Below are 22,801 nucleotides of genomic sequence, written 5' to 3' on the forward strand. Positions count from 1 at the left end.
GGGTGACAGCAAGCCCCCCTTCAAGTGGACGATCAGCGCCCGGACTTGGGATCGAAGGCGTCGCGTACCGAGTCTCCGAGGAGGTTGAAGCAGAGCACGAAGATCAGCATGGCTACGGCGGGGAAGAGCAAGAAGGTGGGGTCGTTCTCGTAGTACCGGGCGCCCGCCTGGAACAGCCGGCCCCAGTCGGGGGTCGGCTCCACGATGCCGACACCCAGGAAGGACAGGCCCGCCTCGGAGGTCACGAAGAGGGGCAGCATGTAGGTGCTCTGCACCAGGACCGGGGTGACCACGTTCGGCAGCAGCTCCTTGCGGATGATCCGCCAGGGCGAGGCACCGGTGATCTTGGCCGCCTCGACGAACTCCCGCTCGCGCAGGGACAGCACCTGGCCGCGCAGCAGTCGCGCCAGACCCATCCAGCCGAGGAACCACTGCACGATGACCAGGGCGCAGACCCGCACGTACGTGGGCGTCTCATCGCCCGGCGGCACGAAGAGGGCCACCACGACCGGCATGAACGCCACGAACGTCAGCTGGCTGGGGAACGCCAGCAGGAAGTCGATCACCCGGCTGAGGAAGTAGTCGGTCCGGCCGCCGACGTATCCGGCCGTGACGCCGATGAGGATGCCGGTGACCACGGTCAGCAGGGTCACCGCCACGGAGATGCCCAGCGACATCCGCATCCCGTAGACCAACTGCATGAACACATCGCGGCCCAGGGACGGTTCGACGCCGAACCAGTGCTCGGGGGAGATGCCGCCGTTGGCGCCCGCGGGGTAGCCGAACTCGTCGAGGAGGTTGGGGTCGTTGTTCCCGTAGAGCGTGTACGGGTCCTTGCCGTACAGCGAACCGATCACCGGGGCCAGCGCCGCGATGACGAAGAAGGCCAGCACGACGATCGCGCAGATGACGCCCGTGCGGTCGCGCTTGAAGCGCATCCACATCAATTGGCCGGGGGATCGGCCGACGAGCTCACCGCCCTTGCTCTTCTTTTCCTTCTTCAGACCTTGGGGCTCAAGTCCTGGGGTGTCGGACTGTGCAGCCGCGGTCTGGGATGGACTAGTCATCGCGAAGTGCCCCCGCGCCGAGTTCTCTTGGAACGTGAAGCGGCACCGATTCGCACCGCTGGATGAGCGGACTTTCGCAAGTTATTTACGGCGGAGTCAAGGGGATCGCGTGCGCTCATGCGCAGGTCGTCTGCTTCTTGAGCGAAGATTGCGCATATCGACGCCCGGGCGTGCTTGACAAGTGGGCGGGATATGCGGCATGGGCGGACATATCGGTACGAACCGCTTTAACATGCTGGCAACTTCCCCGTCGCAACTCCGATATACGGACGCGCCATGATGAACAACGTACGGCCGTGCGGGTGCCGTAGACCGGCCGGGATGCCAGGTGGGCACCCCGGCCGGTCGTCGTGTGCCGTTTTCGTCCGTTGCTCCATTCGGGTCAGTTGTCCCGGCGCCGAGACTGCAGTAGACCTGCGGTAGGTGCCGCCGGAACGGGGGTGCCGGGAACGAACCGAGGACAACGACGTGGACAGGGGGCAGGCCGTGTCCACAGTGCGGGACAGCGTTCTCACCCGCGGTGCGCGCGGAGCCGGCGCCGTGATCTGCCTGCTGCTCGCGCTGCTCGCCGCGGGCTGGATCATCCGGGACCTGGTCGTCGCCGAGCACCGCGCGGATGTGTGGTGGGCCTGGCTCGGCGAGACCCGCAGGCCACGGGAGTTCACCGCCTGGGCCACCTCGGCGCTCGACCCGCTGCTGGTGCTCGGCGCGCTCGCCGCCGCGGTGGCCCAGGTGCGCAGCGCCGTCGCCTCGTCCGTCGCCGCGGGCGCCCTGCTGTCCCTGGCGGCCGCCGTCGCGCTGCTGCGGATCCCGCTGGTGTGGGTGCTGGGCGCGGACTGGCTCCAGGGACTGGACGGCGGGCTCACCGGGTGGGCACGGATCACCGTCCTCGCCCAACTCGCCCTGGCGGCGGCACTGTTCGTGGTGGTCGCGACGGGCCGGCGGCGGCCGCCCGGCAGGCCGGGCCGGCACGCGGCGGGGGCGGCGCCGGTGTACGGCGTGGTCCGTGCGGTGCCGTCCGTAGTCGGGCCCGGGCGCCCCGGCAGCCCGTACCGGGGGCCGGCCGTCACTGCCGGCGTCCTCCTGGGGGCCGCCGGCCTCACCCTCGCCGGCTGGGAGATCCACTGGCGGCAGCAGCTCGGCTGGTACCTCTACCGCAAGGGGCTGCTGGGCGACGCCTCCGTCTTCCGGGCCCTGTTGCAGCCCCCGGTGCACTGGCAGGGGGCCGCGCTGGCCGTCCTGGCCCTGGGGGCCGCGGCCGCCGCACTGCGCCGTGCGGCCGTCGGCCGGCCCGCCGCGCTGACGGCCGCGGCGCTGCTGCTGGCGCACGGGGCCGTGGCGCTCGTCCATACCGCCCGGGCCGGGGAGTTCGGCCGCCTGGCCGCGCTGCCCGTGCACACCCAACTGGAGGCGGGCACCGCCGTGTTCGTGGCGGCCGCCGCCCTCGTCGTACTGCTCGCGGCGGCCCGGCCCGGCCTGCCGGACACCTCCCGGGACCTCGACGCCGTGCGGGCCTACGGCATGGCCCCGGACGAGGAGCGGCCGCCGCACGCCCCGCCCCCGCCGTCCACGCTGCCGCCCGGCTGGTAGAGCGCATTCCGCCGTCCCGCCGTGTCCCCGGGGGTACGGCGGGGGCCGTGGCGCGTCAGGCGGGCATCCCCAACGACCGCTTGAGGAAGTCGACTTGGAGCAGCAGCAGGTTTTCGGCCACCTGCTCCTGCGAGGCCATATGGGTCACCCCGGTCAGCGGCAGCATCTCGTGCGGGCGGCCCGCGGCCAGCAGCGCCGCGGACAGCCGCAGCGCATGCGCCACGACGACGTTGTCGTCCGCGAGGCCGTGCACCAGCAGCAGGGGACGGTGCGGCTCCACCGCTCCGGACAGCCCCTCGTCCGTGACCAGCGAGTTCGCGGCGTAGACCGCCGGTTCCTCGTCCGGGTGGCCCAGATACCGCTCCTGGTAGTGGGTGTCGTACAGCCGCAGGTCGGACACCGGCGCACCCACCACCGCCGCATGGAAGACATCGGGGCGGCGCAGCGCCGCCAGCCCCGCGAGGTAGCCGCCGAAGGACCAGCCGCGGATCGCCACCCGCGACAGGTCGAGGGGAAAGGATCCGGCCAGCGCGTGCAGGGCGTGGATCTGGTCGTCCAGCGCGACGCCGGCGACGTCGCGGAACATCGCCTTCTCCCATGCGGGGGAGCGGCCCGGGGTGCCCCGGCCGTCCGCGACGATCACCGCGAAACCCTGGTCGGCGAACCACTGCGAGGTCAGATGGGCATGGTGCGAGGCCACCACCCGCTGGCCGTGCGGACCGCCGTACGGATCCATCAGCACCGGCAGCGGACCGTCGTCGTCCGTATATCCGGCGGGCAGCAGCACCGCGCACGGAATCTCCCGCTCCCCGGCCCGGACCAGGCGGGGGCGGGCGGTCAGCACCGGCTCCTCGGCGCACGAGCCGATCGTGGCGAGGGTCTTCTCCCCGCCGTCCGGATCCAGCCGCACCACCTCCGCCCGGGTGCCGGGCCACTCCAGCGACGTCTGGGACAGCACGGTCAGCGCGCCGCCGCGCACCGCGGAGGACACCGTCGGATACGGCCGCTCGCCCACCCGCTCCCAGCCGCCCTGGTCACCGCTGCCGCGGAACCAGGCGCGATAGACCCCGATGTCGTGCATGTCGGCGCCGCTCGCGGAGAAGAGGACGTCGTCCTCGCCGATGTCCAGGACGGCCCGGACGTGCAGCGGTGCCCCGGTCAGCGGGCGGGCGCCGACGAACAGCTTGCGTGCGCCGCCCTCGTCGGCGATCCGCACCAGCCGGCCGTCCGGGGTCCAGGCCGGCACCCCGGGGAACGGCTCGACCCATGCCGCGTCCTCGTCGTCGTGCACCGTGCGGGTCGCGCCGGTCGTGGTGTCGACGGTCAGATAGCGCTGGTCGCGCTGGTCGCGGGCCTGGACGAGCAGCAGCGGCGGCCCGGCCGCGGACCAGTGGACGCGCGCGAGGTAGGGGTAGCGCTCGGTGTCCCAGACGACGTCCGTGCGCGAGCCGTCCAGCCCGAAGAGCGCGAGGGTGACCTCGGCGTTGCGGGTACCCGCCGCCGGGTACGCGATCCGGGCGGGCTCCTGGTCCGGATGGGCGGGGTCGGAGATCCACCAGCGCTGCACCGGCGCCTCGTCGACCCGCGCGGCCAGCACCGCGTCGCTGTCCGGGGACCACCAGAAGCCCCGGTAGCGGCCCATCTCCTCGGCCGCGATGAACTCCGCGAGCCCCCAGGTCACCTCGGGCCCGTCGGGCTCCGCCAGCACCCGGTCGGCCTGCCCGGCGGCCGCGGGATCCGCGTCGCCCGCGTCCGAGGTCGTGGTGGAGTCCACCGCGACCACCCGCAGCCGGCCGTCCGCCACGAAGGCCACCTGGCGGCCGTCCGGCGATGGGCGGGGGTCCACCACCGGCCCCTGGACCGGGAGTTCACGGGTGGTGCCGGCCCGCAGCTCGGAGACGAACAGCCGGCCGGAAAGGGGGAAAGCGGCCAATTCCACCGCGGAGTCCGTGGCGTAGCCGACGATGCCCGCCGAGCTCTCCCGGCTGCGCTCGCGGCGGGCCCGCTCCTGCGGCGGAAGCTGCTCTTCCGCGCCGGCCAGGAGGGCCTCGGGGTCGGCGGCCGTGAACTCCCGCCCCTGCTCCAGGTCGAGGACCCACAAATGCTGTCGTCGATCGGTGCCCGAAGGGGAGCGGAGGAAGACGACGCGGGCACCGTCGGGGGAGAGCGCATAGCTGCGCGGTGCACCCAGAGTGAAGCGCTGCGTACGGGCGTATTGCCGCGGGAACGAAGGCTGTCCGGTCATGGTGTCGAGCCTACGGGCTCACCGCGGTCGCGTTCGTGAAGATCATGTGCGCCCCCGCTCTGCTTCCGTGCTCCGATTTATGCGCTAGCACGGAAAGTTATGATCCCTTGCGCGTAGTGGGTTCGGGGTAAAGAGCCTTTGGCATACCCCGGTGTGCGTGCCGCGCAGGCGGCTCGGGCACCATCAACCCTGTCCGGACCACGAGTACTTGGAGGTGAGCCGCCGTGGCACTCTCGATTTCGGCGGTGGTGCTGCTGGCGATCATCGTCTTCTTGCTTGTCAAGAAGTCCGGACTGAAGGCCGCGCATGCGTTCGTCTGCATGCTGCTGGGCTTCTATCTCGCCGGCTCGTCCATCGCCCCGACGATCAAGCAGCTGACGACGAACGTCGCCGGCATGCTCGGCAACATCAAGTTCTGACGCGTTCCGGGCCCGGCCCGTCCGTCCTGCGTCCGCCCTCGGGCGGGGCGCACGGGCGGCGGCCGGGCTCGGCTGCGGGGTGCGGGCCGGGCGGCTCGTAGGCTGTCGGCATGACCGACCGGCCCGCCTCCTTCACGCCGCCGTCCGCACCTTCCGGCACGGCGCCCGCCCCGCGCCCCGTCCCGTCGCGCCGGCTGCTGCTGGTGCACGCGCACCCCGACGACGAGTCGATCAACAATGGCGTGACCATGGCCACGTACGCGGCCGAGGGCGCCCAGGTCACCCTGGTGACCTGTACCCGCGGCGAGGAGGGCGAGGTCATCCCGCCCGAACTCGCCCACCTCGCGCCGGACCGCGACGACGCCCTCGGCCCGTACCGCGGCCGCGAGCTGGCCGCCGCGATGGCGGCCCTGGGCGTCACGGACCACCGCTTCCTCGGCGGTCCCGGCCGCTACCGCGACTCCGGCATGATGGGCGCCCCGCAGAACGAGCGGCCCGACTGTTTCTGGCAGGCCCCGCTCGACGAGGCGGCCGCCGAGCTGGTCGCCGTGATCCGCGAGGTCCGGCCGCAGGTCATGGTCACGTACGACCCGCAGGGGGGATACGGCCACCCCGACCACATCCAGGCGCACCGTGTGGCGATGCGTGGCGCCGAGCTCGCCGCGGCCGCGGACTTCCGGCCCGAGCTGGGCGGTTCCCACGCGATCGGGAAGATCTACTGGAACTGCAACCCCCGCTCCGCGGTCGAGGAGGGCTTCGCGCGGCTGCGCGCGGCCGGCCACACCTTCCCCGGCATCGCCTCCCCCGACGACGTGCCCGGAGTGGTGCCGGATGCCGAGGTCACGGCGTCCGTCACCGGCGGCCGCGCCGCCGCGGAGGCCAAAACCGCGGCGATGCGCGCGCACTACACCCAGATCGCGGTCGACGGACCGTTCTTCGCGCTCTCCAACGACCTGGGCCAGCCGCTGTTCGCCACCGAGCACTATCGGCTGGTGCACGGCGTGCCGGGCGCGGCGGACGGCGTACGCGAGGACGACCTCTTCGCCGGCATCGGTGACACGGTGGGGACGCAGGAGAGCACCCGGATCGAGGAGGCGGCGGAATGAGCACATCCATGGGCGGCGGAGCCGCCGACAAGGGGAAGGGCGGAGCCGCCGGCAAGAAGAACGGAGGGGCCGCCGGCAAGGAGAGCGGCGCGGCGGGCGCCGGCAAGGGGCAGCGGTCCAGGGCGGGCTCGGGCGCGTCCGCGGTCGGGCCGCCGGTGGCGGACGCCGGTGTCCCCCCGCTCACCGGGGGCCGGGCCGGCACCTATGTGCTGCTGCTGGTCACCGGCGTACTGGTCGCGTTCGCCGGGACGCTGGTGCAAGCGGCGTGGTTCCCCGGCGGGTTGCTGCTGGCGCTCGCCGGTGTCGGCGGCCTCTTCTACGGGGGCGGCCGCGCGACCGGCACCCCCGCGGGCGTGCTGGTACCCGGCGCGGCCTGGCTGGTGACCGTGTTCCTCCTGCTCGGCGATGTCCGGCCGGAAGGGGACTTCCTCTTCGGTGCCGGGCTCGGTTCGTACATCTTCCTGCTGGGCGGCATCCTGGTCGCTGTGATCTGTGCCACCGCTGCCCAGATGCGTGTGGCGGGCGTCCGGTACGGCCGAGTTGGCGGATGACGTGGTGCATACCGGGGCGGATGCCGCGCGGGTCGGGGTGAACGGACCGGGTACCGGGGGTTCGCCCATGGCGGCGGTGTTCGTACGCTCCCCGGGTGCCCGCCCGCGGCGGACAGTATGGTGGTGCGCGCCGTCGCGCCGCCCTGGGGGCACCTCCCGGCCTGTGGGCCGGGAAACATCTCTGACGAGCGGCGGAGCCAACCGGGAGAACCTGCTTTGAGTCGTGAATCTGACAGTTCGTCCTCCGGCCCCCAGGGCCGTGGCGGAGCCGCGTACCCGTCAGGGACGCCGCCGTACGGCTCGCCCAGGGGAGATGCCGACGAGGCGCCGGCGCCCGGTGCCGCGGCGCGGCCGGAGGAGCCCAAAACCGAGACCACGCTGACGACGCGGATCAAGATCAACATTCCGGGGTCGCGCCCCATCCCGCCGGTCGTCGTGCGCAAGCCCGTCGGTGAGGAGTCCGGCATGAACGGATCGGCTGGATCCGGCGGTTCCGCCGGTTCCCGGGGAACGTCGCGCCCAGGCGGCGAGCGGAACGCGGAGCGTACGGCGAACACGCCGCGGCCCGAGGCTCCGGCGGAGGAGGCCCCCGCGGCCGGCCGGCCCGAGAAGACCAGCGACTGGTTCGCGCCGCGCAAGCCGCAGGCCGGCGCCGGCCCGCAGTCCTCGACCACCGGCTCGCACCCGGCGCCGCCCGCCCCGGGCGGTGCGACCCCGCCGCGGGGCACCTCGGGCGCCACGCCGCAGCAGCGCCCCGACCTGCCGTACTTCTCCGACAGCCCGGCCCCGCAGGACCGCCCGGGCCCGCGGGAGGGCGCGTCGCCGTTCGACAGCGGTGCCCGTACCGACGGCGGTTCGCCGTTCGACGGCGGCCCGTCGCCCTTTGACGGTGCGGCCGGCGGCCCGTCGCCGTTCGACGCCGCCGCGGGGCCCGCCCGCGACCACAGCCCGTTCGACACCCCGGGGGCCGGCCCCAGTGGACCGACGACCGGGCCGGCGCGCGGCAGTTCCGCGCTCAACCTCCCGCCCGGCTTCAGCGACTCCGGCACCGGCGGCACGCCCCGGATCGACGACACCGCCGAGCTCACCCCGCAGCCGCCGGCGCCGCTCGCCGGGCCGGGCAGCGGCCTCGGAGCCGGCGGCGGGATCGCGGGCGGACTGCCCGGCGGCCCGAAGGGCAGCCGGGGGACGAGCGGGCCGCAGAGCGGACCGGCCGGCGGCCACGACCGGGTGTCCGGCGACACGCTGGTCAGCGGCATCCCGAAGACCCCCGGCGCGGACGGCCCGTCGTCCCCGTCGCCGTTCCCGGCCGGCCCGGCCGGTGAGGGCGACAGCGCCGCCCCCAAGCCGCGGCCCAAGATCCCCGAGCCGATCAACCCGCCCAAGAACGGCCGTAACAAGCTCGTTCTCCTGGGGGTGGCCGTCGTGGTCCTGGCCGGCGTCGCCTACGGCGCGGGGCTGCTGCTCGACCATGCCGACGTGCCCAACGGCACCACCGCGCTCGGTGTGGACATCGGCGGCTCCAGCAAGGAAGACGCCGTGAAGAAGCTGGAGGCGGAGCTCAAGGACGTCCGCAGCCAGCCCCTCAAGCTCACCGTCGACGGCAAGTCCGAGACCCTCCAGCCCGCCAAGGCGGGCCTGGACATCGACCCGCAGGCCACGGTCCGCAGGGCGGCCGGCCGGGACTACAACCCCGTCTCCGTCATCGGCTCGCTGTTCGGCGTGAGCCGCACGGCCGAGCCGGCGGTGCTCGTCGACGACGAGAAGCTCCAGATCGCGCTGGAGAACGCCGCCGGACCCGGAGGTGCCATCGCGGACGGCGGGATCACCTTCGAGAACGGCAAGGCGGTGCCGCACTACGGACGGTCGCACAAGGCCATCGATGTGAAGGCGTCCGAGAAGAAGGTCGCCGACGCCTACCGCCGCCGCGCCACGACCGGCAGCGACGCCCCGGTGGTGCTGGCCGCCGCCACCCAGCAGCCGCAGGTGAGCAAGGCCGCGGTGGACAAGGCGCTGAAGCAGTTCGCCGAGCCCGCGATGTCCGGCCTGGTGACGGTCCGTACGGACGCGGCGCACACGGTCTCCTTCAGCCCGCAGAAGTCCATCCCGAAGTTCCTGTCGTTCAAGATCGTCAACGGTGCGCTGGTGCCGTATTACGACCGTCCGGCGCTCAAGGCGCTCTACGGCGACACCTTCAACGGCGTGCTGGTGACCAAGGGGGACGGCTCCAAGCACCCGGTCAGCGTCGAGGAAGTGGCGAGCGCGGTCGGCCGGGCACTGCTCGGCACCACCCCGTCCGACCGGGTCCAGACCATCGCCACCAACGGCAACTGACCGCCGCGCGGCGCCGGATCCGCAGGCAGGAGGCCCCCAGGGCGCGTTCACGGTTCATACCGGGGACGTCCCCTAGGGGGCCTTCCCCATGACAGATGTCATCGCACAGTGCGGACACCCGGCACTGCCGCTCGCCGGGCGCCTCCCGGATGCTGAGGGGCATGACGACCACAGCCACCACCACAGCCGATACCGCGCAGGGCGCGGACCGGGCTCCCGTGGTCAGCTTCCGGCAGGTCAGCAAGAGTTACGGCGCGGTGCGCGCGGTGGCCGACCTCGATCTGGAGCTGTACCCGGGCGAGACCGTCGCCCTCCTCGGCCCCAACGGCGCGGGCAAGTCCTCCACCCTGGACCTGCTCCTCGGGCTGCGCACCGCCGACGCCGGCCGCGTGACGCTGTTCGGCACGACGCCGCAGCGCGCCATCGAGCAGGGCAAGGTCGGCGCGATGCTGCAGAGCGGCGGCCTGATGGAGGGCGTCAAGGTCAAGGAACTGGTCAAGCTCGCCCGCGATCTGCACCCGCGCGGCCGTCCGCTCGACGAGGTCCTGGCCGCGGCGGGCCTCACCGACATCGCCGACCGCATGGTCGACAAGCTCTCCGGCGGCCAGGAGCAGCGGGTCCGCTTCGCGCTGGCCACCGCCGGCGCGGGCGAGTTGATCGTGCTGGACGAGCCGACCACCGGTATGGACGTCTCCGCCCGGCAGACCTTCTGGGGCGCGATGCGCCGGCAGGCCGAGCAGGGCCGTACGGTCCTCTTCGCGACCCACTACCTCGAAGAGGCCGACGCGATAGCCGACCGGGTCATCGTGCTGCACCGCGGCCGGGTGCTCGCCGACGGCACCGCCGCCGAGATCAAGGCCCGGGCCGGCGCCCGCCGGATCGCCTTCGACCTCGAGGAGCCGATCGACCGCGAGGCGCTGCTGGGCCTGCCGTCCCTGACGTCCCTGGAGGTCTCGGGCCGTACGGTCCGCATCCAGTCCCAGGACGCCGACGCCACCGTCCACGCCCTCTACGGCCTCGGCTGCTACCCGCACCACCTCGAAGTCTCCGGCCTCGGCCTGGAGCAGGCCTTCATCGCCCTCACCACGGCGTCCGACGCGCGCACCGCCACCGCCGAGGAGGCGGCCCGATGACCACTCTGATCAAGCTGGAGATCGTCCGCTCCCTGCGCAACAAGAAGTTCATGTTCTTCTCGGTGATCTATCCGCCGGTGCTGTATCTGATCATCGCGGGCGGCGCGGACAGCAAGCCGATCCCCGGGATGCGGCTGAACATGGGGCTCTACTTCATGGTGTCCATGGCAGCATTCGGTGCCATGACCGCCGTCCTGCTGGGCAACAGCGAGCGCATCGCCAAGGAGCGCGAGAACGGCTGGGTGCGCCAGCTGCGGCTGACCGCGCTGCCCGGACGGGGCTATGTCGCCGCGAAGATGGCCGCCGCCGCGACCGTCAGCCTGCCGTCGATCCTGCTGGTCCTGCTGGTCGGCGCGGTGGTCAAGGGCGTACGGCTGGAGGCCTGGCAGTGGCTCGCCATCGCGGTGGGCACCTGGCTCGGCAGCTTCGTCTTCGCCGCCCTGGGCGTGGCCATCGGGTATCTGGCCACCGGTGACGCGGTGCGCCCGCTCTCGATGCTGTGCTACTTCGGCCTGGCGTTCCTCGGTGGCCTGTGGATGCCGCTGACGTTCCTGCCGCAGTGGGCGCAGAATGTCGCCGAGTGGCTCCCGACGCATGCGTACGCGGCGCTCGGCACCGCCGTCGAGGCCGGCGGCGCACCGCATGGGAAGGACATCGCCATCCTGGTCGGCTACCTGCTGGTCTTCGCCGGCGGCGCGGCCTGGCTGTACCGCAAGGACACCAGAAAGGCGTGAGAGGCGGGGAGATGAGGAGCGAGCCCGAGGGCGGTAGCCCCATGATGATGGGGCAGCCGGCCCGCACCCGCCGCCAGGCGCTCGGCAAGACGGCCTGGATCGCCGTCTGGCTGCTGTATCTCGCCGGCCCGGTGGGTCGCATGCTGGAGCCCGGCATCTCCCTCGCCGAGCGGGTCTGGGGCAGCCTGGGGCTCACGCTCTTCGTTCTCGCCTACTTCCTGCTGGTCTTCCGTCATCTGTGGCGAAGGACGGCCCGCCCGCCGATGTACGGCCTGCTGGCCCTGATGCTGGCGCTGTCCGTCGCCCTGTCCTGGATGCTGGACGCCTCCTGGCTGGTGCTGTTCATCTTCACCAGCGTCGGCTCGGCGGTGGTGCTGCCCTGGCAGCAGTCCCGGTGGTCCATTCCGCTGATCACCGCGGTACTGGTCACCATCGGGGCGAGCTATCCGCAGATCCGCGGTTACTACCTCTTCTCCTACGGCCTGCCCGCGCTCGGCAGCGGCTTCATGATGGTCGGCGTGCAGTATCTGATCCACACGACCATGGAGCTGCGCGCCGCCCGCCAGGAGGTCGCCCGTCTGGCCGCCAACGACGAGCGGCTGCGGCTCGCCCGCGATCTGCACGACCTGCTCGGCCACTCCCTCTCGCTGATCACGCTCAAGAGCGAGCTGGCCGGCCGGATGCTGCCCGACCGGCCCGAGGACGCCGCCCGGCAGGTCGCCGACATCGAGCGGGTGAGCAGACAGGCGATGGTCGACGTGCGGGAGGCGGTCACCGGCTACCGAAGACCGCGGCTCGCCGTCGAACTGGCCGGCGCCCGGGCCGCGCTGCGCACCGCGGGGATCGCGGTCACCGCCGACCCGGCGCTGGAGGGCGACTACCGCGGGCTCGCCGCCGATGCGGAGGGCGCGCTGGCCTGGGCGCTGCGCGAGGCCGTCACCAACGTCCTCCGGCACAGCGGGGCGCACCGCTGCGAGCTGCTGCTCTCCGAGGAGTGGGAGGCCGATGAGCGCCGCTTCCTGTGTCTGACGGTGCTCGACGACGGCGCGGGCCCGCCCCGCGCCCAGCACGACGGCAACGGCCTCAGCGGTCTGCGCGAACGCCTCCAGCCGGCCGGCGGCCGGCTGGAGACCGGCCCCGCCCCTCGCGGGCGCGGCTTCGCCCTGCGCGCCTATGTCCCGCTGGGCGCCGCCGCGGGCGCCCCGGTCCCCGCCCCGGGCAGCTCTCCCGAGCCCGTCACCGGCCCGGACCGGGACGGGGAGGTGGAGCACGGTCCCCCGTCCCCCGGTGCGTATCCGGCGCCGCGGCACTCCACCCGTACGGCTTAGGCTGGCCCGCATGATCAGAGTGCTGCTGGCGGAGGACCAGTCGATGGTCCGCGAGGCGCTGGCCGCGCTGTTGTCGCTGGAGGCCGATCTCGACGTGGTCGCCCAGGCGGCCCGCGGGGACGAGGTGGTCCCGGCCGCGCGCGATCACGCCGTGGACGTCGCGCTCCTGGACATCGAGATGCCCGGCCTCAGCGGACTGGACGCCGCCGCCGCGCTGCGCGAGGCGCTGCCCGGCGTCAAGATCGTCATCCTGACCACCTTCGGCCGCCCCGGCTATCTGCGCCGTGCCATGGAGGCCGGCGCCGACGCCTTCCTCGTCAAGGACGCCCCGGCGGCCCGGCTCGCCGACGCGGTGCGGCGCGTCCTGCGCGGTGAGCGGGTCATCGACCCGGTGCTGGCGGCGGCCGCGCTCGCCGACGGCGCCAGTCCGCTGACCGAGCGGGAGCGGGAGGTGCTGGGGGCCGCCGCCGACGGCTCCACCAACGCCGAGATCGCCGGCGCGCTCCATCTCTCCCAGGGCACGGTCCGCAACTACCTGTCCCTCGCCATCCAGAAGACCGGAGCCCGCAACCGCGCCGAGGCGGTCCGCACGGCCCGTGACAAGGGCTGGCTGTAGGCCCCGGTGCCGCCGATCCCGGCCCCGCCGCGCCGAGCCGTGGTCCCGGTGCGCAGCCGGGCGGCGTATTGCAGGCTTGAGGTGTTATGCCTGCCGACCGAGGCACGGACAGCGGCCGCTGGACTCCCGTGTTCCTGATCCTTGTGATCGTCGTCGTCGCCGTGCTGGATGCGACGACCGGCCCGGAGCTGCACGTCTCGGGCTTCTTGGGCTTCGTCCCGCTGTACGCCGCGCTGCGCTGTTCGTTCCGCCGGACGCTGGTGGTGGCCGCCGCCTTCGTCGTGTGCCTGACCTATGTCGACCTCTTCACCGTGCCCGACTGGATCGCGGCCACCCGGGCGGTGGGAATCTTCGGCTCCTTCCTGGTGGCCCTGTTCTCGCTGGTGCTGTGCCGCTTCCGGCTGCAGCGTGAGGCGCTGCACGCCCGGACGTCCCTGGTGGCCGACACGGTGCAGCGGGCGGTGCTGCGCGAGCTGCCGCTCAGGGCGGGCCCGATCGAGGCGTACGGCTTCTATGTGTCCGCCCAGGAGGGGGCCCGGGTCGGCGGTGACATCTACGAGGCCGTCGACACCCCGCACGGGCTACGGCTGATGATCGGCGATGTGCAGGGCAAAGGCATGCCGGCGATCGGCGCGGGCATCGAGGTGCTGGCGTCGTTCCGCGAAGCCGCGCAGTACCAGGGCTCGCTGGAGTCGGTGGCCGGACGGATGGAGCAGACGCTGGCCCGCTACAACACCCGCTCGGCCGCGCAGGGCATCGACGAGCGCTTCGTCACCGCGCTGCTGTTGGAGGTGCGCAGCATGCCCGGCCGGCCGCAGGGCCATGTGCTGTCCTGCGGCCACATCCCGTACTACCTGGTGCGCCAGGGCCAGGTCCACGAACGCCGCGACGGTGAGGGCGCACTGCCCCTCGGCCTGGGCGCGCTCAGCGCCGAGCCGCGCCGCAGCGTGCGGATCCACCCCCGGCCCGACGACTGGATCGTGCTGTGCACGGACGGGGTGACCGAGGCGCGCGGCAAGGACGGTGAGTTCTACCCGCTGGCCGAGCGGCTGGCCGGATGGACGCACCTGGAGCCGGCCGAACTGACCCGTGCGCTCCGCGCCGACCTGGAATCCTTCACCGAAGGCGACCTCAAGGACGATGCGACGGTGCTGGTCGTCCGCCGCAGCCCCGACGCCGCTCAGTTGAGCATGGCGCGCGCCGCCGCGGCCTGACGCCGGATCGCCTTCGCCCCGGCGGGCTCGACCGGCTCCACCACCCGCGCGTACTCCTCCAGCTCGGCCGCGCCCGCGAGGAACTCGCCGCGCTCGACGAGCAGTTGGGCCCGCTCCAGGCGCAGCCGCGCCGGATGGCTCGGCAGCAGCAGCGACAGCTCCAGCGCCCACAGCTGCACCGCGCCGTGCTCGGGCCGCGCCCGTGCCCAGGCCCGGATGTTGTTGAGCACCCGCAGCACGATCTCCAGAGGGTCGGCGGGCGCCGTCATCCGCCGGCTCAGCCGCTCGCCGGTCGCGCCCGCGACCAGCAGCTCGGTGTCCTCCTCGGTCAGCAGCCGGCCGCCCCCGAACGGATCGGCCAGCACATGCGCGCCCAGGGGGTCGCCGAAGCCGACGACGAAATGGCCGGGCAGCGCCACCCCGTACACGGGGGCGCCGGCCCGCCGGGCGACCTCCATCCACACCACCGACAGCAGGATCGGCAGGCCGCGGCGCCGCCGCAGCACCTCGTGCAGCAGCGAGGACTCCAGCCGCCGGTAGTCGGCGGGCGAGCCGCCGAAGCCGTACCGGGTGCCGAGCAGTTCGGCGACGTTGCGGGCCCAGGCGCCGGGGCCGCCCGCGGGGGAATAAGGGAGCAGCCCGGCCAGCCGGTCCAGTTCGATCTGCGCCGCGTCCAGGCCCGCCTCATCGAGCGCGGGATCGGCCTCGGCGCAGATCAGCAGGCACAGCAGCGCCAGATCGGGCCGCTCGGCGCGCGCGGCCTCGGCGAACTGCTGCCGTCGCGCCGCGCGGGCGCCGTCCGCTTCGTGCCCGGGTTCCTGCCCGGGTTCCTGAGGCATGGGGGCACACCCTTCAGCGCCGGGCGTCCGGCCGGGGCCGCCGGTAGTGATAGCCGTGGTGGTCGGTGAAGCCGAGCCGGTCGTAGAACCCGAGGGCGTCGGTGTTGTCCGCCTCGACCTGGAGATACGCCGCCGAGGCGCCCTCCGCGAGGGCCCGTTCGGCGAGCGCCGCCATCACCAGGGTGGCCAGCCCCTGCCGCCGCGCGTCCGGGGCCACCTCGACCGCCGCGAACCCCGCCCAGCGCCCGTCGACCACCAGCCGCCCGATCGCCGCGGTCCGGCCGTCCGCGCCGCGCACCGTCGCGCACCACACCGAGGGCCCGCCGGTCAGCACCTTCAGGGCGTCCTCGGTGACCTCCTGGCCCGGGCCGCCCTCGCCGGTCCGGTTGTACAGGGCCAGCCAGTCCGCGTCCGGCTCCCGGGACAGGGCGACCCGGGTGGTGTCCGCCCCGGTGTCGGCGAGCGGCGCCAGCGCCGCGATCCGGACCCGGGTGTGCGCCTCGTCGGCCCAGCCGCGCTCCGCCAGCCGGGCGGTCAGCTGCGCGTCGGTCTCCGCCCGCCCGGTGGCGACCGCGATCACCGGCGGCAGCCCGCGGGCGCCGTACCACCGGCCGACGTGCTCCAGCGCCGCCTCAAGCGGGAGGCCGGGGTCGCCGAGGGGCAGTACGGAATTGGCGCGGCGGGTGAAGCCCCCGGAGGCACGCAGCGTCCACTCACCGAGACGCTCCGTCTCGACGGCGGGCCAGCCGCGGGCCGCGACCTCCTGGAGCTCCCGGGCGGTGGCCGCCGGGACCTTCCGGCGGGCCGGGGCGGCAGGCACCACCTTGGCCGCCACCAGCGAGGACTCGTCGACCCGGACACACTCGCCGGTACGCCGTGTGATGCTCAGCACACCTTCGTCCCAGGATGTGAGAACGCCGACCGCGTCCGTGAACGCCTCCGACCCCTCCCCGCCCCCGGTCAGGCGCCGGACGGATACCCTTTTGCCCACGTCAGCGCGGGTGATGCGAACCTCCCCGCGGCCACCGGCCAGGAATTCCATCGCTCAAACCGCCCCTCTTGTTCGTCTCGCGCCCGGGAACGGAGATACTAGATGGCGGGCATCGACGACGCCGCGCTCCCGCGCGCCCAGCGGCGGTACTGCCAATCGGTCCGCCGGCCCTACCGAGGAGGAACGACAGCGTGACCTACGTCATCGCGCAGCCTTGTGTCGACGTCAAGGACAAGGCGTGCATCGAGGAGTGCCCGGTCGACTGCATCTACGAGGGCCAGCGGTCCTTGTACATCCACCCGGACGAATGCGTCGACTGTGGCGCCTGTGAGCCGGTCTGCCCGGTCGAGGCGATCTTCTACGAGGACGACACTCCCGAGGAGTGGAAGGACTACTACAAGGCGAATGTGGAGTTCTTCGACGAGCTCGGCTCGCCCGGTGGCGCCAGCAAGCTCGGCCTGATCGAGCGTGACCACTCCTTCATCGCGGCGCTGCCGCCGCAGAACCAGTAAGACCCCCAGGGTCAAGGGGGAGCCGCCGCTCCCTCTTGCTTCCCGGGTCTCGCGGTCGCACGGCGCCGCCCGGTCCCGTACGGCCCGTTCCGTACGGGACCGACGCATGTGTGCCGCGGTCCTGGCACCACCGAGAAAGAGAGCACCGTGGGCGCAGCCTCCTCTTCCCAGCCCGTCTCCCCCCGCGCGTCGCTCCGCGACCGCCTGCCCGTCTTCCCCTGGGACCGGCTGGAGCCGTACAAGGCCACCGCTGCCGCGCACGCCGACGGCATCGTCGACCTGTCCGTCGGCACCCCGGTCGACCCGGTCCCCGCGGTGGTGCAGCAGGCGCTGACCGCGGCGGCCGACAGCCCGGGCTATCCGACGGTGTGGGGCACGGCCGCGCTGCGGGACGCCCTCACCGGCTGGGCCGCCGACCGCCTCGGCGCCCGGAACCTGGACCACACCCATGTGCTGCCGGTCGTCGGCTCCAAGGAGCTGGTGGCCTGGCTGCCGACCCAGCTGGGCCTGGGCCCCGGCGACAAGGTCGGCTACCCGCGCCTGGCCTACCCGACGTACGAGGTCGGCGCCCGCCTGGCCGGCGCCGAGCCGGTCGTCTACGACGACCCCACCGAGCTGGACCCCAGCGGCCTCAAGCTGCTCTGGCTGAACTCGCCGTCCAACCCCACCGGCCGGGTGCTCGGCGCCGACGAGCTGCGCCGCACCGTCGCCTGGGCGCGCGAGCACGGCGTGCTGGTCTTCAGCGACGAGTGCTACCTCGAACTGGGCTGGGAGGCCGACCCGGTCTCCGTGCTGCACCCGGACATCTGCGGCGGCTCGACCGACGGCCTGGTCGCCGTGCACTCGCTGTCCAAGCGCTCCAACCTCGCCGGCTACCGCTCCGCCTTCCTCGTCGGCGACCCCGCGGTCCTCGGCGACCTGCTCCAGATCCGCAAGCACGGCGGCATGATGATCGCGGCCCCGGTCCAGGCCGCCACCGTCGCCGCGCTGGGCGACACCGCCCATGTCGCCGAGCAGCGCGAGCGCTACGCCCGCCGCCGGGCCGCGCTGCGCGGGGCCTTCGAGGCCGCGGGCTTCCGCATCGAGCACAGCGAGGCCGCGCTCTACCTCTGGGCGACCCGCGACGAGCCCTGCTGGGACACCGTCGCCGCGCTCGCCGAACGCGGCATCCTCGTCGCCCCCGGCGAGTTCTACGGCTCCGCGGGGGAGCGCTTCGTACGGATCGCCTTCACCGCGACCGACGAGCGGGTGGACGCCGCGGTGCGCCGCCTGTCGAAGTGAGCCGCCGCCGCGCATGACCACGCGCAGGGGCCCGGGGAGCGTCCACTCCCCGGGCCCCTGCGCGTTTGCGGGCGGGCGGCCGGTCAGCGGCCGCCGAGCGGCAGCCCGCCGAGCAGGCTCTGGGCGGAACCGAGCAGAGCCTTGGCCGCGTCGCCCGGCAGCGAGTTGGTGGAGATGCCGTGCTTGGCGATCGGGCGGACCAGGGACTCGGCCTTGTCCGCGGCGCCCTGGGTGAGCGGCATGGCCTTCTTCACGGCCGGACCGGCGGTCTCGACGAGCGCCGGGGCGAGCTTCGTCGCCGCTTTGCTGCCGGCCTCGTTGACCAGGCCGACGCCGTGGTGCGCGGTGCGGTCGAGGGTGGCGCTGGTGTTCTTGGAGTCCAGGGGCGCCGTCAGTCCGCCCAGGTCGGGTGTCTTGGCGGGCAGTTCCACGGCGCTCGCGGAACCGGCCGCAGCGACCACGGGAGCGGCACCCGCTGCAACGAGCAGGGCGGCTCGGGCGATCCGACGCGTAACGGGGAGGGACATGGTGCTCCTTTTACGGAGAAGGACTCGGACTTCTGACAGATGTGCCATGTCCGCCGGGCGGACGCACTGACTACCGCTTCAGAACCCCGAAGGTTGCGGTGAACTAAGGTAAAGAGTTGGTAACGCGTCAGATAATCGGCCCTTGCTGAAGACGGGCAATATGCGCACAGCCGCAGGTGCCGCGGAAACGTCACGGCCCTTTACGCACAAGGCAATTGAGGAAACCCGGGAAAGTCGCGTCCTCAACTGACGCCGCGTAAAAGGGAATTGCTGCGGGTGCCCCTTACGGGGGACCCGGCAAACTATTGCGCGGTGATGATACGAACGTCGTGTGCGGCCGCCGGGGAAGCGGCCTGCTTCGGCTGCCACCCCTTCCCGGAATCGGCCGCGCGCCACGTCCGGCCGGCGTAAGAGATCTGTTCGATGCGCAGCTCGGCGGAGTGCGCCACGGCCCACGTCGCCAGCTGCCAGCCGCGCCGCGGGGCCTCGCCCGCCGCCGGACCGGACTGCCGCACCGGTATCGTCACCCCGCGCCCCCCGCCGGCCGCGTGGCCGGCCGCCCCCGGGAGCACCTGCGGGCCGAACTCCCGCACCAGCTTCTCCCGCACCTGTGCGGCGCCGCCCGCCTGCGCGTTCACCGGCCCGCTCTCGGTGCAGGTCATCGCGTCCTGATAGCGGCCCGAGAGGGCCCCGGTCAGCCGCGCGGCATTCGCCTCGTGCTTGGCGTACGCCTGTGGAAAGCCGCTGCGCTGCACCTTCTGGGCGGCGACGGTCAGCGGCAGCCGGGAGTACCCGGGCACCTTCGCCAGATGCCGGTAGAACTCCCCGGCCGAATAGACGGGATCCATGATCTGCTGCACGGTGCCCCAGTCCTGCGAGGGCCGTTGCTGGAAGAGTCCGACCGAATCCCGGTCACCGAATTCGATGTTGCGCAGCCCCGACTCCTGCATCGCGGTCGCCAGCGCGATGGTCACCGCCCGCTCCGGCAGCCCGCGCGAGGACGCCACGGCCGAGATCGTCGCGGCGTTCGCGGCCTGCTCCGGGGACAGCTCGTACTCCTCGGAGCCGCCCTCGGCGCGCACCGTGCAGTGCGGCGCCCCCGGGCCACCGGTGACGTACTGCACGACGAGATAGCCGGCCAGTCCGAGGAGTACGGCCACGGCCGCGGCGGTACGCCACAGGCGGGCACGGGAGACAGAGGATGAGGGCTGGGCGGACACCGCCCCACCGTACTGGAGTGCTCCGGATAGGGTCGGATCCATGGAGCACTCCGGACACCACCCCGCCCTCGACCTGTCGCTCGACGCCGCCGCGCTCACCGCGCAGCTGGTGGACTTCCCCTCCGAGAGCGGAAACGAGAAGGACCTGGCCGACGCCGTCGAGCACGCCCTGCGCGCGCTGCCGCACCTGACCGTCGACCGCTACGGCAACAACATCGTCGCCCGTACCCACCTCGGCCGCGACGAGCGGGTGGTGCTCGCCGGACACCTCGACACCGTGCCGATCGCCGACAACGTCCCCTCCCGGCTCGACGAGGACGGCTTCCTGTGGGGCTGCGGCACCAGCGACATGAAGTCCGGCGTCGCCGTCCAGCTGCGGACCGCCGCCACGGTCCCCGCGCCCAACCGCGACCTGACCTTCGTCTTCTACGACAACGAAGAGGTCGCCGCGCACCTCAACGGCCTCGGCCATGTCGCCGACGCCCACCCCGACTGGCTCGCCGGTGACTTCGCCGTCCTCCTGGAGTCCTCCGACGGCGAGGTGGAGGGCGGCTGCCAGGGCACCCTGCGGGTCCTGCTGCGCACCACCGGTGAGCGGGCCCACTCCGCCCGCGGCTGGATGGGCGCCAACGCGATTCACGCCGCCGCCCCGATCCTGGCGAAGCTCGCCGCGTACGAGCCGCGCCGCCCGGTCATCGACGGCCTCGAATACCGCGAGGGCCTCAACGCCGTCCGCGTCGAGGGCGGGGTCGCCAACAACGTCATCCCGGACGCCTGCACGGTCACCGTCAACTTCCGCTACGCCCCGGACCGCACCCCCGACGAGGCGGTGGCCCATGTGCGGGAGGTCTTCGCGGACTGCCCGGTGGACGAGTTCGTCATCGACGACCACTCCCCGGGCGCGCTGCCCGGGCTGTCCCACCCGGCGGCCAAGGCGTTCATGGAGGCAGTGGGCGGCAGTGCGCGGCCCAAGTTCGGCTGGACCGACGTCTCCCGTTTCAGCGCGCTGGGCGTCCCCGCCGTGAACTACGGCCCCGGCAATCCGCTGCTCGCGCACAAGAGGGACGAGCGGGTCGCCGTCGAGCGCATCCTGCACTGCGAGGAGCGGCTGCGCGCCTGGCTGACCGCCTGACCTCGCCGGTCCGGCCGCCGACCGCTGCCCTCCGCACCGAATTCCCCTGCTCTTCACGTCGGCGGATCTAGGCTGAAACGGCACACGTACTGCCAGCGGAGGGAGCACGACATGGCCAGTCCCGAGGGAGCACCGGTCCCCGAGGAGCAGCGGCTGGGCCCCGTACTGCGCCGCCAGGAGCAGGTGCAGGCCGGCACCACCGACCAGCGGCTGCTGGACTCCGAAGGCCCTTCCGAATGGGTGCACACCGACCCCTGGCGCGTGATGCGCATCCAGTCGGAGTTCGTCGAGGGCTTCGGCGCGCTGGCCGAGCTGGGCCCGGCCGTCAGCGTCTTCGGCTCCGCCCGCACCCCGCGGGACGCCAAGGAGTACGACGCCGGGGTACGGCTGGGGCGCGCCCTGGTGGAGGCCGGGTTCGCGGTGATCACCGGGGGCGGCCCCGGCGCCATGGAGGCCGCCAACAAGGGCGCCAACGAGGCCGGCGGCACCTCCGTCGGGCTGGGCATCGAGCTGCCCTTCGAGCAGGGCATGAACGCATACGTGAACCTCGGCGTCGACTTCCGGTACTTCTTCGTGCGCAAAACGTGTTTTGTGAAGTACGCCCGCGGGTTCGTGGTGCTCCCCGGAGGGCTCGGCACCCTCGACGAGCTCTTCGAGGCGCTCACCCTCGTCCAGACCCGTAAGGTCACCCGCTTCCCGATCGTGCTGTTCGGCACGGCCTACTGGAGCGGACTGGTCGACTGGCTGCGCGACACCCTCATCGCCGAGGGCAAGGCGTCGATGCACGACCTGGAGCTCTTCCACCTCAGCGACGACGTGGACGAGGCGGTCGCGCTGGTGACCAAGGAGGTCGGCATCCAGGGCCTGTCCGAGGGGGCAGGCTCGGAAAGGCCCTAGGAACGGGGGCCGCAGGGGAAGGCCGCCGCCCGCTGACGGTGCCTGGAATACCGCCGCCACTGGCGACGCCCGGGAATGCCGCCGCCCCCCACCTCGTTATGTCCCCGCAGGGGGCCCAGACACCCCCTACGGCATCTGTTCGCACGAGCCCCAGGGTTCTGTCCCACCCTGACCCCCAGGACAGCCCCTGAGGGGCGTCTTCCTCAGGCCAGGCCCCGGCGGGCGACCGCCGGGGGCCGGTGGCCGGCGATCGAGGCCACCATGTCCAGCACCTGGCGGGTCTCGGCGACCTCGTGGACGCGGTAGACCTGAGCGCCCAGCCAGGCGGAGACGGCGGTGGTCGCCAGGGTGCCGAGCACCCGCTCCTTGACCGGCCGGTCGAGCGTCTCGCCGACGAAGTCCTTGTTGGACAGCGACACCAGCACCGGCCAGCAGGTCGCGGTCATCTCGCCCAGCCGCCGGGTTGCCTCCAGGCTGTGCCGGGTGTTCTTGCCGAAGTCGTGCCCGGGATCGATCAGGATCGCGTCGCGCCGGACCCCCAACTCCACGGCCCGCTCGGCCAGTCCGAGCGTCACCCGCAGGATGTCGGCCATCACGTCGTCGTACGTCACCCGGTGCGGGCGGGTACGCGGCTCGGCGCCGCCCGCGTGGGTGCACACCAGACCGACGTCATAGCGGGCCGCGACCTCGGCGAGCCGCGGATCGACACCGCCCCAGGCATCGTTGAGCAGATCCGCGCCGGCCTCGCAGACCGCCTCGCCGACCTCGTGCCGCCAGGTGTCGACGCTGATCACCACATCGGGGAAGCGCTTGCGGACCTCGGCGACGAATCCGACCGTGCGGCGGGCCTCCTCCTCGGCGGTGACCTCCTCGCCGGGACCGGCCTTGACGCCGCCGATGTCGATGATCGCGGCGCCGTCGGCCACGGCGCGCTCCACGCGGGCCAGCGCGGGCTCGTCACGGAACGTGGCGCCCTGGTCGTAGAAGGAGTCCGGCGTCCTGTTGACGATGGCCATGATCACCGGCTCGTGCGCCCCGAACTCGCGATTCCCCAGCCGCAGCATT

At 72.9% G+C, this 22,801-nt stretch carries 21 protein-coding genes; 14 read left to right on the forward strand and 7 right to left on the reverse strand.

Going from position 1 to position 22,801, the window contains the following annotated elements:
- Positions 1 to 32 precede the first annotated feature (32 nt).
- Complete coding sequence (locus EST54_RS15440) at positions 33 to 1,067, reverse strand: ABC transporter permease (RefSeq protein WP_129248199.1); 1,035 nt, start codon at positions 1,065 to 1,067, stop codon at positions 33 to 35.
- A gap of 486 nt (positions 1,068 to 1,553) precedes the next feature.
- Between EST54_RS15440 and EST54_RS15445 the strand changes: the two genes are divergently transcribed.
- Positions 1,554 to 2,657 (forward strand): hypothetical protein, encoded by a 1,104-nt coding sequence (locus EST54_RS15445; protein ID WP_244942527.1) that lies wholly within the window; start codon positions 1,554 to 1,556, stop codon positions 2,655 to 2,657.
- A gap of 55 nt (positions 2,658 to 2,712) precedes the next feature.
- Here EST54_RS15445 and EST54_RS15450 read toward each other — a convergent pair whose 3' ends face one another.
- Positions 2,713 to 4,902: a S9 family peptidase gene (locus EST54_RS15450; protein WP_129248200.1), complete on the reverse strand. Its 2,190-nt coding sequence runs from the start codon at positions 4,900 to 4,902 to the stop codon at positions 2,713 to 2,715.
- A gap of 224 nt (positions 4,903 to 5,126) precedes the next feature.
- Here EST54_RS15450 and EST54_RS15455 point away from each other — a divergent pair, with 224 nt between their 5' ends.
- The 9 genes from EST54_RS15455 (at position 5,127) to EST54_RS15495 (ending at position 14,337) form a co-directional block, all read left to right on the forward strand.
- Complete coding sequence (locus tag EST54_RS15455; RefSeq protein ID WP_129248201.1) at positions 5,127 to 5,321, forward strand: hypothetical protein; 195 nt, start codon at positions 5,127 to 5,129, stop codon at positions 5,319 to 5,321.
- A gap of 110 nt (positions 5,322 to 5,431) precedes the next feature.
- Positions 5,432 to 6,427: an N-acetyl-1-D-myo-inositol-2-amino-2-deoxy-alpha-D-glucopyranoside deacetylase gene (gene mshB, locus EST54_RS15460; RefSeq protein ID WP_129248202.1), complete on the forward strand. Its 996-nt coding sequence runs from the start codon at positions 5,432 to 5,434 to the stop codon at positions 6,425 to 6,427.
- Positions 6,424 to 6,978 carry a DUF6113 family protein gene (locus EST54_RS15465; RefSeq protein ID WP_129248203.1) on the forward strand — a complete coding sequence of 185 codons (555 nt, stop codon included), beginning with the start codon at positions 6,424 to 6,426 and terminating at the stop codon, positions 6,976 to 6,978. Before mshB ends, EST54_RS15465 begins: the two co-directional genes overlap by 4 nt.
- A 216-nt stretch (positions 6,979 to 7,194) precedes the next feature.
- Positions 7,195 to 9,312 (forward strand): hypothetical protein, encoded by a 2,118-nt coding sequence (locus EST54_RS15470; RefSeq protein WP_167511546.1) that lies wholly within the window; start codon positions 7,195 to 7,197, stop codon positions 9,310 to 9,312.
- A 161-nt stretch (positions 9,313 to 9,473) separates the two neighbouring features.
- Positions 9,474 to 10,445, forward strand: coding sequence for an ABC transporter ATP-binding protein (locus EST54_RS15475; RefSeq protein WP_161989290.1), 972 nt, complete (start codon positions 9,474 to 9,476; stop codon positions 10,443 to 10,445).
- Positions 10,442 to 11,179 carry an ABC transporter permease gene (locus EST54_RS15480; RefSeq protein WP_129248205.1) on the forward strand — a complete coding sequence of 246 codons (738 nt, stop codon included), beginning with the start codon at positions 10,442 to 10,444 and terminating at the stop codon, positions 11,177 to 11,179. The genes EST54_RS15475 and EST54_RS15480 overlap by 4 nt, the downstream gene beginning before the upstream one ends.
- 11 nt (positions 11,180 to 11,190) lie before the next feature.
- The gene (locus tag EST54_RS15485) at positions 11,191 to 12,507 is read left to right on the forward strand and encodes a sensor histidine kinase (protein WP_239012742.1); all 1,317 of its coding nucleotides are present in this window, start codon (positions 11,191 to 11,193) and stop codon (positions 12,505 to 12,507) included.
- A gap of 10 nt (positions 12,508 to 12,517) precedes the next feature.
- On the forward strand, positions 12,518 to 13,123 hold the full coding sequence (locus tag EST54_RS15490; RefSeq protein WP_161989291.1) for a response regulator transcription factor: 606 nt from the start codon (positions 12,518 to 12,520) through the stop codon (positions 13,121 to 13,123).
- Between the two features lie 86 nt (positions 13,124 to 13,209).
- The gene (locus EST54_RS15495; RefSeq protein WP_129248206.1) at positions 13,210 to 14,337 is read left to right on the forward strand and encodes a PP2C family protein-serine/threonine phosphatase; all 1,128 of its coding nucleotides are present in this window, start codon (positions 13,210 to 13,212) and stop codon (positions 14,335 to 14,337) included.
- Here EST54_RS15495 and EST54_RS15500 read toward each other — a convergent pair.
- Positions 14,304 to 15,176, reverse strand: coding sequence for a transglutaminase-like domain-containing protein (locus EST54_RS15500; protein ID WP_129248207.1), 873 nt, complete (start codon positions 15,174 to 15,176; stop codon positions 14,304 to 14,306). The genes EST54_RS15495 and EST54_RS15500 overlap by 34 nt on opposite strands.
- A 13-nt stretch (positions 15,177 to 15,189) precedes the next feature.
- The gene (locus tag EST54_RS15505) at positions 15,190 to 16,218 is read right to left on the reverse strand and encodes a GNAT family N-acetyltransferase (RefSeq protein ID WP_129248208.1); all 1,029 of its coding nucleotides are present in this window, start codon (positions 16,216 to 16,218) and stop codon (positions 15,190 to 15,192) included.
- 140 nt (positions 16,219 to 16,358) lie between these two features.
- On the opposite strand from EST54_RS15505, the gene fdxA reads away from it, so the two are divergent.
- Together fdxA and dapC are read left to right on the forward strand one after the other, a co-directional pair.
- On the forward strand, positions 16,359 to 16,679 hold the full coding sequence (fdxA, locus tag EST54_RS15510) for a ferredoxin (RefSeq protein WP_006603298.1): 321 nt from the start codon (positions 16,359 to 16,361) through the stop codon (positions 16,677 to 16,679).
- 147 nt (positions 16,680 to 16,826) lie between these two features.
- Positions 16,827 to 17,960: a succinyldiaminopimelate transaminase gene (gene dapC / locus EST54_RS15515; protein WP_129248209.1), complete on the forward strand. Its 1,134-nt coding sequence runs from the start codon at positions 16,827 to 16,829 to the stop codon at positions 17,958 to 17,960.
- 83 nt (positions 17,961 to 18,043) lie between these two features.
- On the opposite strand, the gene EST54_RS15520 is transcribed toward dapC, so the two are convergent.
- Both EST54_RS15520 and EST54_RS15525 read right to left on the reverse strand, forming a co-directional pair.
- A complete protein-coding gene (locus EST54_RS15520) occupies positions 18,044 to 18,487 on the reverse strand; it encodes an ATP-binding protein (protein WP_129248210.1) in 444 nt (147 codons plus the stop codon).
- Positions 18,488 to 18,789: 302 nt separating this feature from the next.
- On the reverse strand, positions 18,790 to 19,707 hold the full coding sequence (locus EST54_RS15525; protein WP_129248211.1) for a heavy metal transporter: 918 nt from the start codon (positions 19,705 to 19,707) through the stop codon (positions 18,790 to 18,792).
- 40 nt (positions 19,708 to 19,747) lie between these two features.
- Here EST54_RS15525 and dapE point away from each other — a divergent pair, with 40 nt between their 5' ends.
- On the forward strand, positions 19,748 to 20,839 hold the full coding sequence (dapE, locus tag EST54_RS15530) for a succinyl-diaminopimelate desuccinylase (protein ID WP_129248212.1): 1,092 nt from the start codon (positions 19,748 to 19,750) through the stop codon (positions 20,837 to 20,839).
- A gap of 111 nt (positions 20,840 to 20,950) precedes the next feature.
- Entirely contained in the window at positions 20,951 to 21,736 is a 786-nt protein-coding gene (locus tag EST54_RS15535; protein ID WP_129248213.1) for an LOG family protein, read from the forward strand.
- 203 nt (positions 21,737 to 21,939) lie between these two features.
- Here EST54_RS15535 and folP read toward each other — a convergent pair whose 3' ends face one another.
- The gene (gene folP, locus EST54_RS15545) at positions 21,940 to 22,800 is read right to left on the reverse strand and encodes a dihydropteroate synthase (RefSeq protein ID WP_129248215.1); all 861 of its coding nucleotides are present in this window, start codon (positions 22,798 to 22,800) and stop codon (positions 21,940 to 21,942) included.
- Between the last annotated feature and the right edge of the window lies 1 nt (position 22,801).

Source organism: Streptomyces sioyaensis (assembly GCF_004122735.1).
GTDB classification, from domain to species: domain Bacteria; phylum Actinomycetota; class Actinomycetes; order Streptomycetales; family Streptomycetaceae; genus Streptomyces; species Streptomyces sioyaensis.

What these genes read in the sequence shown, in the direction of transcription:
- EST54_RS15465 (WP_129248203.1), top strand. Translation starts at nt 6,424, where the DNA reads ATGAGCACATCCATGGGCGGCGGAGCCGCCGACAAGGGGAAGGGCGGA.
- EST54_RS15480 (WP_129248205.1), top strand. Translation starts at nt 10,442, where the DNA reads ATGACCACTCTGATCAAGCTGGAGATCGTCCGCTCCCTGCGCAACAAG.
- EST54_RS15485 (WP_239012742.1), top strand. Translation starts at nt 11,191, where the DNA reads ATGAGGAGCGAGCCCGAGGGCGGTAGCCCCATGATGATGGGGCAGCCG.
- mshB (WP_129248202.1), top strand. Translation starts at nt 5,432, where the DNA reads ATGACCGACCGGCCCGCCTCCTTCACGCCGCCGTCCGCACCTTCCGGC.
- EST54_RS15475 (WP_161989290.1), top strand. Translation starts at nt 9,474, where the DNA reads ATGACGACCACAGCCACCACCACAGCCGATACCGCGCAGGGCGCGGAC.
- folP (WP_129248215.1), bottom strand. Translation starts at nt 22,800, where the DNA reads ATGCTGCGGCTGGGGAATCGCGAGTTCGGGGCGCACGAGCCGGTGATC.
- EST54_RS15535 (WP_129248213.1), top strand. Translation starts at nt 20,951, where the DNA reads ATGGCCAGTCCCGAGGGAGCACCGGTCCCCGAGGAGCAGCGGCTGGGC.
- dapE (WP_129248212.1), top strand. Translation starts at nt 19,748, where the DNA reads ATGGAGCACTCCGGACACCACCCCGCCCTCGACCTGTCGCTCGACGCC.
- EST54_RS15495 (WP_129248206.1), top strand. Translation starts at nt 13,210, where the DNA reads ATGCCTGCCGACCGAGGCACGGACAGCGGCCGCTGGACTCCCGTGTTC.
- EST54_RS15500 (WP_129248207.1), bottom strand. Translation starts at nt 15,176, where the DNA reads ATGCCTCAGGAACCCGGGCAGGAACCCGGGCACGAAGCGGACGGCGCC.
- EST54_RS15440 (WP_129248199.1), bottom strand. Translation starts at nt 1,067, where the DNA reads ATGACTAGTCCATCCCAGACCGCGGCTGCACAGTCCGACACCCCAGGA.
- EST54_RS15450 (WP_129248200.1), bottom strand. Translation starts at nt 4,902, where the DNA reads ATGACCGGACAGCCTTCGTTCCCGCGGCAATACGCCCGTACGCAGCGC.
- EST54_RS15520 (WP_129248210.1), bottom strand. Translation starts at nt 18,487, where the DNA reads ATGTCCCTCCCCGTTACGCGTCGGATCGCCCGAGCCGCCCTGCTCGTT.
- EST54_RS15490 (WP_161989291.1), top strand. Translation starts at nt 12,518, where the DNA reads ATGATCAGAGTGCTGCTGGCGGAGGACCAGTCGATGGTCCGCGAGGCG.
- EST54_RS15505 (WP_129248208.1), bottom strand. Translation starts at nt 16,218, where the DNA reads ATGGAATTCCTGGCCGGTGGCCGCGGGGAGGTTCGCATCACCCGCGCT.